We start from the raw sequence: 14,476 nt of genomic DNA on the forward strand, positions 1-14,476 counted from the left end.
CGGCTTAGGGCTCGACGAAGCGCAGCAGCGCCGGCATGCAGTGCTGCTGCATGTCGTAGCGGTCGATGATGGTCTGGCGGGCGGCGTCGCGCAGGTGTTGCAGGCTGGCGCGGCGCTCCAGCGCATCGGCCACCGTGGCCGCGAATGCTTGCGGGTCGAAGAAATCGACCAGCAGGCCGTTTTTGCCATGTTCGATCACTTCCTCCACCGGCGCGGTCTTCGAGGCCACGATCAGGCAGCCGGTGCTCATCGCCTCCATCAGCGACCATGACAGCACGAACGGGTAGGTCAGGTAGGTGTACACCGCCGATACCTGCATCAGCTGCGTCAGCACCGTGTGCGGCACCTTGCCGACGAAGTGGATGCGCTTCATGTCGATCCCGCCCTTGACCTCGTCGAGGAAGATCTGCTTCCAGCTCTTGCCGGCCGGCGGCGCCGCGCCGTAGCTGACGCCGTCGCCGCCGACGATCACCACGCGCGCATTGGGACGCTGCTTCATCAGCGCCGGCAGCGAGCGCATGAAGATGTGGTAGCCGCGATACGGCTCCAGCTGGCGCGCCACGAACACCACCACCTCGTCGCCGGGCCGCAGCGTGATGCCGGCCGTTTGCAGCTGCACATAGGCGGCCGGATCGGGACGGAAGCGCTGGGTGTCGATGCCGTCGTGGATGACGGTAATGCGGTCGCGGAACCATGCCGGATGGCGGTCGCGCTGGAATTCGGTCGGCGACAGTGCGCCGTCGGCTACCGACATCGCGTGCAGCAAGTGGGTGTTACGGATCCGCAGGCGCTGCAGGGCGGCGCTGCTGGGCTGGGAGAATTCCGGGTCGAAGAATGCATCGCCGCCTTCGCCGGCGTAGTAGTACTCGGCGTAAATCAGCAGCTTGGCCTTGGGGAACACGTCGCGCACGAACAGCGCCTCGCCCCAGCCGGGATGGACGAAGATCACGTCCGGCTCGAAACCCTGCGCCTTCAGCCATTCCATCCGTGCGGCCGCCGATTCGGCACGCAGCACCTTGCCGTACAAATCCTTGAGCTGGGCCGGCGGACGCGGGCCGTGCGGCATGGCGCCCACGTCGTGGCGGAAATAGCTCACGCCGGGCAGCGGCACGGTGGGCTGATTCATGCCCAGGCCGACCACCTCATGTCCCTGCGCCGCCAGCACCGGAGCGATGTGCTTGAATTGTCCAGGGAAGTTCTGGTGAATGAACAGGTATTTGGTGCGCGCGGTCAAGAAAACTCTCCATGTTGCTAAGAAAGTCATTGTGCCTCAAAAATACAACAGTCGGCAGGTAATTAGAGGGAATTTTCTTTTTGGCAATGTGATAGTATCGCGCATTGGTAAAAAACCATCCAAATATTCTTTCTGGCAACTGCCACCAGGATTCATACATGCCGACTACTGTCCAAGAAGTACAAAAACTCTACATTGAATATTTCGGCCGTCCAGCCGATCCTGCCGGCCTGGCCTTTTGGGCGGGCAAATTGGACAGTGGTACGGTGACAGTTGTCGCGATCCGGGCAGAACTTTCGGCGGCGGCGGAATTCACTTTCGCATTTGCCGGCCTGTCGGCCGAGGAAATGGTCGACAAAGTCTATTTGAGCTTATTCAACCGCCATGCCGACGATGCGGGGCGGATGTACTGGTCGACACAGCTTCAGGCCGGCACTATCACGCTGAACGACCTCGTCACCACTGTTGGCGGTGCCGCCCAAGGAAGCGACCACGCCGTGCTGTCGAATAAAATCGCGGCCGCGCAAGCGTTCACTGCCGCGCTGGACCGGGATGCTGAAATCCATGGCTACGGCAATGCGGAAACGGCCGGCCTGGCCAAGGCCTACATCGCAGCGATTTCGGACGATGCCTCCTTGGCTGCCGCGCTTGCGGCGCTGCCTGAAACCATCACGCAGATCACCGGCGTGCCTGCCGATCATGCGCCTACCGGGTCCGTCACCATCAGCGGCACGGCCGCTGAAGGCCAGGTGCTGAGTGCATCGAATACCCTCGCCGATGCCGACGGCACCGGCGTCATCACCTACCAGTGGCAGGCTGGCGGCGTCAACATCGCTGGCGCGACCGGCGCCACCTTCACGCTGACGGCGGCGCAGACCGGCAAGCCGATCACGGTGGTGGCCAGCTACGTCGACGGCTTCGGTGCGCACGAATCGTTTAGCAGCAATACCATTGCCTCCGGCAACGATACCCTCAAGGGCAGCGCCGGCGCCGACCAGCTGGCCGGCGGCACCGGCAACGACACCTACATCGTCAACGTGAGCGGCGACGTGGTCACCGAGAACGCGAACGAGGGCATCGATCAGGTCAATGTCGCTTACACGGTGGCTGGCAGCTACACGCTGACGGCCAACGTGGAAAACGCGACGGTAACGTCGGCGGCTGCCATCGCGGTCAACTTGACCGGCAACGAACTGGATAACGCGTTGACCGGCAACGGCGCAGCCAACATCCTGGCCGGCGCGGCAGGCAACGACACGCTGGACGGCGGCGCCGGCGCCGACAAGCTCGTCGGCGGAACGGGCAACGACACCTACGTGGTCGACCATGCTGGCGACGTGGTCACCGAGCTGCCCGGCGAGGGCACGGACACCGTGTTGACCTCGCTGGCCAAATACACCTTGGCCGATAACGTCGAGCAGCTGGTCTACACCGGCACGGTGCAATTTACCGGCACCGGCAATGCGCTGGCCAATAGCATCACCGGCGGCGCGGGCAACGACAGTCTTTCTGGTGGTCTGGGTAACGATACCCTTGCCGGAGGCTACGGCAAGGACACCATCGACGGCGGCGATGGCAGCGACGTGGTAAAGCTGGCTGGCAAGTTTTCCGACTACACGGTGACCCGCCTGAATGCGACCGACACGGTGCTGACAAGCCGGGCCGGACTGGACCTCAACGTCGTTACCGTGCGCAATGTTGAAAGCTTCGCCTTTGCCGATGGCGACAAGACGCTGGACCAGGTGCTGTACAACGTCATCAGCACCAGCAACGACAAGCTGTACGGTGGTGACGGCAACGATAGCCTGGATGGCGGCGCGGGCGCCGACACCATGGCCGGGGGCCTGGGTAATGATATCTACGTCATCGACAACGTGGGCGACACGATTGTTGAAAAGGCCGGCGAAGGCATCGACCTGGCGCAAGTCGGCCTGGCCGCCGCCAATGCCACCTACGTGCTGGCGGACAACGTCGAGAACGCGACGGTCACGTCCGCGGCCGCAGTCAACCTGACCGGCAACAGCATGGATAACACCTTGACTGGCAATGGCGCGGCCAACACGCTGACCGGCGGCGGCGGCAACGATACGCTGGATGGTGGCGCGGGCGCCGACAAGCTGGCCGGCGGCAGCGGCGATGACGTCTACTTCGTCGATAACTCGGGCGACACGGTGGGCGAGGCGCTGAACGAGGGCAATGACACGGTGAATACGTCGCTGTCCACCTACACGCTGGCAGCCAATGTCGAAACGCTGGTCTATACCGGCAAGGCCGCATTCGCCGGCACCGGCAATGCGCTGGGCAACGTCATCACCGGCGGTAGCCTCGGCAACAAGATCGACGGCGGCGCGGGCAATGACAGTATCACCGGCGGCAACGGCGCGGACAGCCTGATGGGCGGCCTCGGCAACGACACCATTGCGGCCGGCCCGGGCAAGGACAGCATTGACGGCGGCGACGGCAGCGACGTGCTGCAAGTAGTAGGCAAGTTCGGCGACTACACCATCACCCGTCCAAGCGTCACCGACACGGTGTTGACCGACAAGGCCGGCAACGTGCTTACCGTGCGCAACGTGGAGAGCTTCGTCTTCGCCGACGGTACGCAGTCGCTGGAAGCGGTGCAGTACAACATCGCCAGCGTGGGCAACGACAAGCTGTTCGGCGGTGACGGCAACGATACCTTGAATGGCGGCGCCGGTGCTGATACCTTGAGCGGCGGCCTGGGTAACGATACCTATGTGGTCGACAATGTCGGCGACACTATCATTGAAGGCAGCGGCGAGGGCGCGGATCTGGTGCAGGTAGCGCTGGCCACGGCCAACGCCACTTATGTGCTGGCCGATAACGTCGAGAACGCCACGGTGACTGCCTCGGTGGCGGTCAACGTCACCGGCAACGCCATGGCCAACACCTTGACCGGCAATGGCGCGGCCAACACGCTGACCGGCGGCGCCGGCAACGACACGCTGGATGGCGGCGCGGGCGCCGACAAGCTGGCCGGTGGCAGCGGCGATGACGTCTACTTCGTCGACAACTCGGGCGACACGGTGGGCGAGGCGCTGAACGAGGGCAATGACACGGTGAATACGTCGCTGTCCATCTACACGCTGGCAGCCAATGTCGAAACGCTGGTCTATACCGGCAAGGCCGCATTCGCCGGCACCGGCAATGCGCTGGATAACGTCATTACCGGCAGCATTGCCGGCAACAAGATCGACGGTGGCGCGGGCAATGACAGCATCACCGGCGGCGACGGCGCGGACAGCCTGTTGGGCGGCCTCGGCAACGACACCATTGTGGCCGGCCTGGGCAAGGACACCATCGACGGCGGCAATGGCATCGACGTGCTGCAATTAGCAGGCAAGTTCGGTGACTACACTATCACCCGTCCAAGCGTCACTGACACCGTGTTGAGCGACAAGGCCGGCAACGTGCTTACCGTGCGCAACGTGGAGAGTTTCGTCTTCGCCGGCGACACCTACTCGCTGGAGCAGGTGCAGTACAACATCGCCAGCGCGGGCAATGAACAATTATTTGGCGGCGACGGCAACGACACGCTGAACGGCGGCGCCGGCGCCGACACCTTGAGCGGCGGCCTCGGCAACGACACCTACGTAGTCGACAACGTCGGTGACGTTATCGTCGAGGGCGGCAACGAGGGCATGGACCAGGTGCAGGTGGCGCTGACCGTAGCCAACGCTACCTACACCCTGTCTGACAGCGTCGAGAATGCGACGGTAACGTCCACGGTGGCGGTCAACGTGACCGGCAACGATCAGGATAACGCATTGACCGGCAATGCCGCCGCCAACACGCTGACCGGTGGCGCAGGCAACGATACGCTGGATGGCGGCGCGGGTGGCGACAAGCTGATCGGCGGCAGCGGCGACGACGTCTACATCATCGACAGCGCCAGCGACGTGGTGGTCGAAGCGCTGAACGATGGCAGTGACACGGTGCGCACCTCGCTGGCCGCCTACACGCTGGCGGCCAACGTCGAAACGCTGGTCTACACCGGCAAGGCGGCCTTCACCGGCATAGGTAATGCGCTGGACAATGTCATCACCGGCGCTAACTTCGGCAACAAGATCGATGGTGGCGCAGGCAATGACAGCATCACCGGCGGCAACGGCGCGGACAGCCTGGTGGGCGGCCTCGGCGACGACACCATCGCGGCGGGCCTGGGCAAGGACACGATCGACGGCGGTAATGGCAACGACCTGCTGCAAGTGGTGGGTAAGTTTGGCGATTACGCTGTCACCCGCCCGAGCGCCACCGACACCGTGCTGACCGACAAGGCCGGCAACGTGCTCACCGTGCGCAACATCGAAAGCTTCGAGTTCGCCGATGGCACGCAGTCGCTGGAGGCAGTGCAGTACAACATTGCCAGCGCGGGCAACGACAAGCTGTTCGGCGGTGATAGCCATGACACGCTGAACGGCGGCGCCGGCGCCGATACCATGACCGGCGGACGCGGCAACGACACTTATGTGGTCGACAACGTCGGCGACACCGTCGTTGAGGGCTACGACGAGGGCGCCGACCTGGTGCAGGTGGCGTTGACCACCGCCAACGCCACCTACATGCTGGCCGACAACGTCGAGACCGCGACGGTAACGTCCGCGGCCGCAGTGAACGTGGCCGGCAACGATCTGGCTAACGCGCTGACCGGCAACGGTGCCGCCAACACGCTGACCGGCGGCGCCGGCAACGATACGCTGGACGGTGGCGCGGGCGCCGATAAACTGGCAGGCGGCAGTGGCAATGACATCTACTTCGTCGACAACACGGGCGACGTGGTAACCGAGGCGCTGAATGATGGCTACGATACCGTGTATACCTCGTTGGGCGCCTACACGCTGGCCCTCAACGTCGAGAGCGTGGAGTACACCGGCGTGTCGTCCTTCTCCGGTACCGGCAACGCGCTCGATAACCGCATCAACGGCGGCGTGGGCAACAATGTCCTGCTGGGCGGCGCCGGCAACGACACGCTGACCGGCCACGGCGGCAACGATAGCCTGAACGGCGGTGACGGCGATGACGTGCTCGCCGCTGGTAACGGCAGGGATACGGTCGACGGCGGCGCCGGCAGCGACGTGCTGATCGGGATGAGAAATTATGCCGACTACGTTATTACCCGCCCGAACGCGGTCGACACTGTCTTGACCGACAAATTCGGTAGCGTGATCACCGTGCGCAACGTTGAGTACATCAACTTTGCCGACGGCGCCAAGACGGCAGAAGAGTACCAGTCCAACATCCCGAGTGCCGGCAGCGACCACCTGTACGGCACCTCGAAGGCCGACGTGCTCGACGGCGGCGCCGGCATCGACACCATGGAAGGTGGATTGGGCAACGACGTGTATGTGCTGTCCAGCCCGGACGATGTGGTGATCGAGGGCGCCAATGCCGGCATGGACTCGGTCGGCCTGGGCTTTACCAAGGCCGGCACCTACATCATGCCCGACAACGTTGAAAACGCCGTCGTCGCGGCGGCCGACAGCATCGCGGTCAACATCACCGGCAACGAGCTGGCCAACTACTTCATCGGCAGCGGCGGCGCCAATATCATGAATGGCGCCGGCGGCAACGACACCTTGCAGGGCCTGGGCGGCGCCGACACGCTGATCGGCGGCTCGGGCGACGATGTCTACATCCTCGATGGCGCGGCCAGCAAGGCCGTGGTGATCGAAGACGCCGGCGCGGGCATCGACAGGGTCGTGACCGACTTGACATATTTCAAGCTGCCGGACAATGTCGAAAACCTGTTCGGTCGGAGCCAGACGGTCCCGATGACCTTCACCGGCGTCGGCAACGCGCTCGACAACGTGATCAACGCCTTCTTCAACGTTACCAGCGCCAAGCTGGATGGCGGCGCCGGCAACGACACGCTGATCAGCGCGAGCGGTAACGACACCTTGCTTGGCGGCGATGGCGACGACCGTATCGAAGCCAGCTATGGCAAGGACTATATCGACGGCGGCAATGGCTTTGATACGCTGGTCCTGGCCTACCCCCTGGGAGCGCTCTCGACTTTCAAAGTGAAGAAAATCAACGGCACCGATATTCAGCTCAGCGATACCAGCGGCTATTCGGCGACGGTGCGCGGCGTGGAAAGTTTTGTTTTCGCCGATGTCACGGTAACGTTGGAAAAGCTGATCCAGATCGCTACCTTGACGGGATCGCCAAGCATGGACGCCGCGGGCGAGCACTTCGCTGGTTGATGCAAGTCATTGTTTTTGCTTGATTATTTTCTGAGGCGGAAAGTTGGGCTCGGTGGCCGGGCAATATCACTGTTGGAAAATTAACAGTGATGTTGCTGGTATAATCGCCGGATTGCCTGCTTTACCCCTACACTAGAAAATACTCTTCATGGCTTCTTCCAACGAAAACGTCAGCATGGCGCTGTTCTGCGATTTTGAGAACGTGGCGCTCGGCGTGCGTGACGCTAACTACGAAAAATTCGATATCAAGCCGGTGCTGGAGCGCTTGCTGCTCAAAGGCAGCATTGTGGTCAAGAAGGCGTATTGCGATTGGGACCGTTACAAGTCGTTCAAGGCGCCGATGCATGAAGCGAACTTCGAGCTGATCGAAATTCCCCATGTGCGCCAGTCGGGCAAGAACTCGGCCGACATCCGCATGGTGGTCGATGCGCTGGACCTGTGCTACACCAAGTCCCATGTTGACACCTTCGTGATTATTTCGGGCGACTCCGATTTTTCGCCGCTGGTGTCCAAGCTGCGCGAGAACGCGAAGAAGGTGATCGGCGTGGGCGTCAAGCAGTCGACTTCCGATCTGCTGGTAGCCAACTGCGACGAGTTCATTTTCTACGATGACCTGGTGCGCGAGAGCCGCCGCGCGCGCCGCGAGGCAAGCAACGAGAAGCCGCAGGTGAAGCGTACCCCGGAAGAGGAACGCGCGCGCCGCGAGGAGATGGAGAAGCGCCGCAATCAGGCAGTGGAAATCGCCGTCAATACCTTCGAGGCGCTGGTGCTGGAGCGTGGCGATAGCGGCAAGATCTGGGCCTCGGTGTTGAAAGAGGCGATCAAGCGCCGCAAGCCGGACTTCAGCGAGTCGTACTACGGCTTCCGCACCTTCGGCAACTTGATCGAGGAATGCAAGGCGCGCGGCCACCTGGAGTTTGGCCGCGATGAGAAGTCGGGTGCGTATGTGTACCGTGGCAGCGGTGTGCCGTCGCCGGTGGTGCCGCAGGGCGAGAGCCTGGGCGCTGCTGAAGGCGCGGCTGTGCCGGCAGAAGGCGGCCAGCAGGAATCGCGCCGTAGCCGCAACCGTGGCCGTACTGCCGCCGAGCGTTTCGCCGAGCGCCAAGCCCAGCGCCTCGCGCAGCAACAGCGCGGCGCACAAGGCGGCTCCGGCGCCGATGCTGTTGGCGCTGACGCCTCGGATGCCGCCATCGTCGACGCCGGAACGGCCGCAGCCGATGCAGCGCTGCCAGCCGCCACCGAGTCCGCACCGGCCGCCGCATCGGGCGCATGGTGGGACGCCGCGCCATCCGAAACGAACGCAGGCGATGCTGCTGAAGCGGCACTAGCCGCTGCATCGGGCGAAGCGCCAGCCAAGAAGAAAAACGGCACCAAGCCGCCAGCACGCAAGCTGAAGGAGCAGGCCAAGAAAGGCAAGGCGCCAGAAGCTGCTGCCGCCGCGCCGGAAGCCGCTCCAGCCCCGGTTGAAGCGCCGGTCGCCGCACCGGTGGCGAGTGAGCCGGCCGTGGCAGCCGAGAGTGAGGCGGTCGCCAAGCCAGCCAAGGCCGCAAAAGGCAAGCCGCAAGGTAAGCCGAAAGCCAAGCCTGCCGCAGCCAAGCAAGCCGCCGATAAACCGGCGGCCGACAAGCCGGTTGATGCCAAGCCTGCTGCCGACAAGCCTGCGCGCAAGCCGCGTCCACCGAAAGCCAAAGCCGCAGCCGCCCCAACCGAGGAGTAACGATGCCCACCTTGTCCGCCATCACGCTGTACCCGATCAAATCCTGCGCCGGCCTGTCGCTGGAGGAAGCTACGCTGACTCCGCTCGGTCTGATGACCGCGCAGATTTATGATCGTGAATGGATGGTGGTGGACGAAAACGGCGTCGCACTGACCCAGCGCGAACATCCGCGCATGGCACTGATCAAGCCGACGCTGAAAGGCAGCACGCTGGAACTGCAAGCCCCCGGCATGCTGCGCCTCGAAATCCCGCTCGGCCTGCCGGATCCGCAAACTGCGCCAACGCTGCAAACCCAGGTCTGGGACGACAGCGTGCTGGCCTACGATTGCGACGCCCTGACCGCTGAATGGTTCACCAAGGCCATCGGCGTGCCATGCCGCCTCGCGCGCTTCCACGCCAACGCCGAACGGGCCGTCAGCACCACCTGGACTAAGGGCGTGCAAGCGACCACCATGTTCTCCGACGGCTATCCTATTCTGGTGGCCGGCAATGCCTCGCTGGACGACCTGAATCAGAAACTGGTCGCTGCCGGCCGTAGCGCCATCCCGATGAACCGCTTCCGCCCGAATCTCGTGATCGACGGCATCGAAGCTTTCGAGGAAGACTACGCCGAATCGTTCCAACTGGGCGACGCCGTGCTGCAGCCGGTCAAACCGTGCCCGCGCTGCCCAATGCCGTCGATCGACCAAGCCACTGGCGAATTCGGCCCGGATCCGCTCGACATCATGCAAAGCTACCGCGCCAAGCCGGAACTGGAAGGCGCGCTATGCTTCGGCATGAACAGCATCCTGGTTTCCGGCGCAGACCAGCGCGTGCGCGTAGGTCAAGAAATTGAAGTTGCATTGGCTTTTTAACACCGCCAAGCATTCACAACCGCCGCAACTTAGCGTAAGGTAAGCGTACGCAAGAAAGGGCCATCATGACGCAATCCGCAACCGGGAAACTTCCGCCTCAGACCGATCAACATGATCTGGCGGCCGAGAACCGGGCATTGCGCGCGCGCATGGCTTACCTGCTGGAGCAGGCCGAGCGCAATCACTCCATCATGACCCGCCACCAGGCGTTCGACCTGGAGATCGTCGGCGCCAGTAATTTCCCTGAATTGATCGGCACCATCTTCCGCGTGCTGCCGGTGATTTCCGAGCTCGATAGCGTGACGCTGACGCTGATCGACGAGGATGCCGATATCCGCACCGTCATGCTCAAGCTGGACGTGGTGTTTGAGGATTTCCCCGGCCTGATTTTCGTAGAAACGCTGGATGAACTGGGCTTCGACCTGGGCCGCCGCAACGTGTATTCGCCGACGCCCAAGCCGCTGCTGGGCATGTACGACAAGCAGCGTCACGCGGAATCGTTCCCGAATGCGCCGGCCGGTTTGCAGAGTGTGGCGCTGGTGCCGCTGCTGCGCAACAAGCGCATTATTGGCAGCTTGAATTTGGGCAGCTGCGATCCGACCCGTTTCACGCCTAGCCTGGGCACCGACTTTATCGAGCATATGGCGTCGATTATTGCCATCTGCCTGGAGAACGTAATTTCCAACGAGATGCTCAAGTACATTGGGCTGACTGATTCGCTGACCGGCGTGTATAACCGCCGCTACATCGACCGCCGCCTGCTGGAAGAAATTGCGCGGGCGCGCCGCCAGCAGTATCCGATTTCCTTCATGTACATCGACATTGACCACTTCAAGCGCGTCAATGACACGGTGGGCCATGGCGGCGGTGACGAAGTGCTGCGCGAGGTGGCGGGGCGCATCAAGAACGAGCTGCGGACGTCGGACGCGCTGGCGCGCTTTGGCGGCGAGGAATTCGTGGTGCTGCTGATTGATGCGAATCTGGAGAGTGCGGCGTTTGTGGCCGAGCGGATTCGCGCCAGTGTGGCGGGCAGCATGATTGCGTTGTCGCCGGAGTTGCAGTTGTCGGTGACGGTGTCGATTGGCGTGGCTTGCCTGGAGGTGGGCACGGCGGAAGGCGAGCCGGAAGCCATCGCCCGCGCGCTGATCGAGCGTGCTGACGATTTGTTGTACTACGCCAAGGAGCACGGACGTAATCGTGTGGTGAGCGTGGTTGAGGATTGATCTTGCGGGGTGAGTCGTCGCGTTGCCGCTGCGCTCGACTAATGCATCGCTATTAGTACCCCGAACGAAAGGGTCTGACCCCGTACAGGGTCAGACCCTGGCCGCAGCGGTGTGCGGGTTGGGTTGGTGCCGCGCATTTTTACGACGACACGCAGCGTCAAACCCGTTACCGCGTCAGGCGCTGCTCGGCGCGGTTGACGGCCTCGGCGCCGCCGCGCAAGACCACCACGTCGCCGGCCTGCAAGGTGGTATCCGGCGTCACTTCCACGCCGCCTTTGCCGCGGCGGATGCTGGCCACTTCGGCCCCCGATGCATTCACATCCAGCGACCCCAGCGAACGGCCCACGCACGGCGCGCTGCCATTCAGCGTGACCGAATGCAGGCGCTCCATGTCCGCTTCCTCCGCTGCATCGCTCATGCCGTGGAAGTAGCCGCGCAGCGAGGCATAACGCTCCTCGCGCGCTGCCTGTACCCGGTGCACCACGCGCCGCAGTGGCACGCCCAGCATCACCAAGGCGTGCGAGGCCAGCATCAGGCTGCCTTCCATCAATTCCGGCACCACTTCCGCCGCGCCGGCCTGCTTGAGGCGGTCCAGATCCGTATCGTCATGCGAGCGCACGATCACCGGCAGCGCCGGCGTCAGCTCGTGCACCAGGTGCAGCACGCGCAGGGCAGAGCGCGTGTCGGCATAGGTAATCACAACCGCACTGGCGCGGTAGATGCCGGCCGCCACCAAACTCTCGCGCCTTGCCGCGTCGCCGTAGGACACGCTGGCCCCGGCCAGTTGCGCTTCCTGCACGCGCTCCGGGTCGAGATCCAGCGCGTGGTAATCGATCTTTTCCTCGGCCAGCAAGGTGGCAAGACTTTGCCCGCTGCGGCCGAAACCGCATACGATGACGTGCTTGTTGGTGGCCATGGTGCGGCTGGCGATTTTGGTCAGCGCCAGCGACTGCATCATCCACTCGTTGCTGGAGACCTTCATCACGATCTTGTCCGACTGCGCGATGATGAACGGCGCCAGCAGCATCGACAGCACCATCGACGCCAGCACCACCTGCACCACGTAGGAATCCATCAGGTTGTGCCCGGCCGCGAGATTGAGCAGCACGAAGCCGAACTCGCCCGCCTGCGCCAGCGCCAGGCCGGTGCGCATCGACACGCCGTCCGAGGCGCCGAACAATTTCGCCAGGCCGGCAATCAGCGCAAACTTCATCAGTACCGGCGCGCACAGCAACAGCAGCACCAGCCACCAGTTGGCCGCCACCAGCTTCACATTGAGCAGCATGCCGATGGTGATGAAGAACAGCCCCAGCAGTACGTCGCGGAACGGCTTGATGTCTTCTTCCACCTGGTGCTTGTACTCGGTCTCGGAAATCAGCATGCCGGCCACGAAGGCGCCCAGGGCCAGCGACAGGCCGGCGCGCTCGGTGATCCAGGCCGCGCCCAGCGTAATCAGCAGCAGGTTCAGCATGAACAGCTCCTGCGAACGGCGCTTGACCACGATGGTGAACCAGGTACGCATCATTTTTTGGCCAAAGAACAGCAGCAGGGCCAGCACGATGACGGCCTTCAAACCGGCCCATGCCAGTGTCTCGACCAGCTTGTCCGGGCTCTCGCCCAGCGAAGGAATCAAGATCAGCAGCGGCACCACGGCCAAGTCCTGGAACAGCAGGATGCCGACAATTTTGCGGCCATGCTCGCTTTCGAGTTCCAGCCGTTCAGTGAGCATTTTGACCACGATGGCGGTCGAGGACATGGCCAGCGCGCCGCCCAAGGCAAATGCGGCTTGCCAGCTGATTTGCAGGTTGGCGGGCAGTTGGGTGGCGATCGTCCAGCCAAAGATCATGGTTGCGACGATAGTGAGCACTACCTGCGCCAGCCCCAGCCCGAACACGATGGCGCGCATGGCCTTGAGCTTGGCCAGCGAAAATTCCAGCCCGATGGAGAACATCAGGAACACTACGCCGAATTCGGCCAGGCCGTGGGTGGTCTCGCTTTGCTCGGCCATGCCCAGCGCATGAGGGCCGATCAGGATGCCGACCGCAAGGTAGCCCAGCATCGGCGGCAGATGCATCATGCGGAATGCAACCACGCCCAGCACGGCGCTGCCCAGTAGCAACAAGGTCAATTCGAGTGGGGAAAACGTCATTTTGTTGTGACTGGCAAGTTTTTTGCTTTCTTAATTCGGCTATACTTGGGCATGAGTGTAACCCATGAAAAAACAATGCTGAAAGCTTTTGATGCAAAAACGGCACTGCGTCTTGCCCAAGACACGCTGCAGAACGAAGCGGATGCCATCAATGCCCTGAACGCGCGTCTCGCCAATGACGATAGCGTGGTGCGGGCCATCTCCCTGCTGCTGAACTGCACGGGGCGCGTTGTCGTGTCCGGCATTGGCAAATCCGGTCACATCGGCCGCAAGATCGCTGCGACGCTGGCTTCGACCGGCACCCCGGCGCTGTTCGTGCACCCGGCCGAGGCCGCGCACGGCGACCTCGGCATGGTCACCGCCGATGATGCATTTATTGCTATTTCCTACTCCGGCGAAAGCTCGGAACTGATGACCATCCTGCCTGTGGTGAAACGCATGGGCAGCAAGGTGATCGCCATGACCGGCAAGCCGGGCTCCAGCCTGGCCACCATTGCCGACGTCCACCTGAACGTGGCCGTCGCCAAGGAAGCGTGCCCGATGAATCTGGCGCCGACCACCTCCACCACCGTCACCTTGGCCTTGGGCGATGCGCTGGCCGTGGCGCTGCTCGATCTGCGCGGTTTCAAGGAAGAAGACTTTGCCCGTTCGCACCCGGGCGGCGCGCTGGGCCGCCGTTTGCTGACCCACGTGAAAGACGTGATGCGCAGCGGCGCCGACGTACCGAGCGTGACCGCCGATGTGAAGCTGACCGATGCGCTGCTGGAAATTACGCAGAAGGGCATGGGCATGACCGCCATCGTCGATGCCGAGCACAAGCCAATCGGCGTGTTCACCGACGGCGACTTGCGCCGCATGATTGAAAAAGTGCAGGACTTCAGCAAGGTCGTGATCGGCGACGTGATGCACGCCAACCCGCGCACCATCTCGCCAGAAAAAATGGCGGTGGATGCGGTGGCGATCATGGAACACTTCCGCATCAACCAGATGCTGGTGACCGATGCCGGCGGCAAGCTGGTCGGCGCGCTGCACATCCACGATCTGACGCGCGCAAAAGTAATCTAATGAGTGATCT

The 14,476-nt window shown here is 62.9% G+C and carries 7 protein-coding genes; 5 read left to right on the forward strand and 2 right to left on the reverse strand.

Annotated elements, in window-relative coordinates; all coding sequences use genetic code 11:
- Positions 1-4: 4 nt before the first annotated feature.
- Positions 5-1,234 carry a glycosyltransferase gene (locus tag GTP45_RS25370; protein ID WP_229258638.1) on the reverse strand — a complete coding sequence of 410 codons (1,230 nt, stop codon included), beginning with the start codon at positions 1,232-1,234 and terminating at the stop codon, positions 5-7.
- 158 nt (positions 1,235-1,392) lie between these two features.
- Here GTP45_RS25370 and GTP45_RS25375 point away from each other — a divergent pair, with 158 nt between their 5' ends.
- From GTP45_RS25375 to GTP45_RS25390, 4 genes are all read left to right on the forward strand, one after another.
- Entirely contained in the window at positions 1,393-7,458 is a 6,066-nt protein-coding gene (locus tag GTP45_RS25375; protein ID WP_161016616.1) for a DUF4214 domain-containing protein, read from the forward strand.
- A 148-nt stretch (positions 7,459-7,606) separates the two neighbouring features.
- Positions 7,607-9,175, forward strand: coding sequence for an NYN domain-containing protein (locus tag GTP45_RS25380; protein ID WP_161016617.1), 1,569 nt, complete (start codon positions 7,607-7,609; stop codon positions 9,173-9,175).
- A gap of 2 nt (positions 9,176-9,177) precedes the next feature.
- On the forward strand, positions 9,178-10,029 hold the full coding sequence (locus GTP45_RS25385; RefSeq protein WP_161016618.1) for an MOSC domain-containing protein: 852 nt from the start codon (positions 9,178-9,180) through the stop codon (positions 10,027-10,029).
- Positions 10,030-10,094: 65 nt separating this feature from the next.
- A complete protein-coding gene (locus GTP45_RS25390) occupies positions 10,095-11,252 on the forward strand; it encodes a GGDEF domain-containing protein (RefSeq protein WP_161016619.1) in 1,158 nt (385 codons plus the stop codon).
- Between the two features lie 166 nt (positions 11,253-11,418).
- Here GTP45_RS25390 and GTP45_RS25395 read toward each other — a convergent pair whose 3' ends face one another.
- Entirely contained in the window at positions 11,419-13,401 is a 1,983-nt protein-coding gene (locus tag GTP45_RS25395; protein ID WP_161016620.1) for a monovalent cation:proton antiporter family protein, read from the reverse strand.
- Between the two features lie 75 nt (positions 13,402-13,476).
- On the opposite strand from GTP45_RS25395, the gene GTP45_RS25400 reads away from it, so the two are divergent.
- Entirely contained in the window at positions 13,477-14,466 is a 990-nt protein-coding gene (locus GTP45_RS25400) for a KpsF/GutQ family sugar-phosphate isomerase (protein WP_161016621.1), read from the forward strand.
- Positions 14,467-14,476: the final 10 nt, after the last annotated feature.

Origin of the sequence: Duganella rivi, from assembly GCF_009857435.1 — a bacterium.
Taxonomy (GTDB): domain Bacteria; phylum Pseudomonadota; class Gammaproteobacteria; order Burkholderiales; family Burkholderiaceae_D; genus Rugamonas; species Rugamonas rivi.

Bases quoted from the DNA above. Each gene is read 5' to 3' on its own strand.
- GTP45_RS25390 (WP_161016619.1), top strand. From the start codon at position 10,095: ATGACGCAATCCGCAACCGGGAAACTTCCGCCTCAGACCGATCAACAT.
- GTP45_RS25375 (WP_161016616.1), top strand. From the start codon at position 1,393: ATGCCGACTACTGTCCAAGAAGTACAAAAACTCTACATTGAATATTTC.
- GTP45_RS25395 (WP_161016620.1), bottom strand. From the start codon at position 13,401: ATGACGTTTTCCCCACTCGAATTGACCTTGTTGCTACTGGGCAGCGCC.
- GTP45_RS25380 (WP_161016617.1), top strand. From the start codon at position 7,607: ATGGCTTCTTCCAACGAAAACGTCAGCATGGCGCTGTTCTGCGATTTT.
- GTP45_RS25400 (WP_161016621.1), top strand. From the start codon at position 13,477: ATGCTGAAAGCTTTTGATGCAAAAACGGCACTGCGTCTTGCCCAAGAC.
- GTP45_RS25385 (WP_161016618.1), top strand. From the start codon at position 9,178: ATGCCCACCTTGTCCGCCATCACGCTGTACCCGATCAAATCCTGCGCC.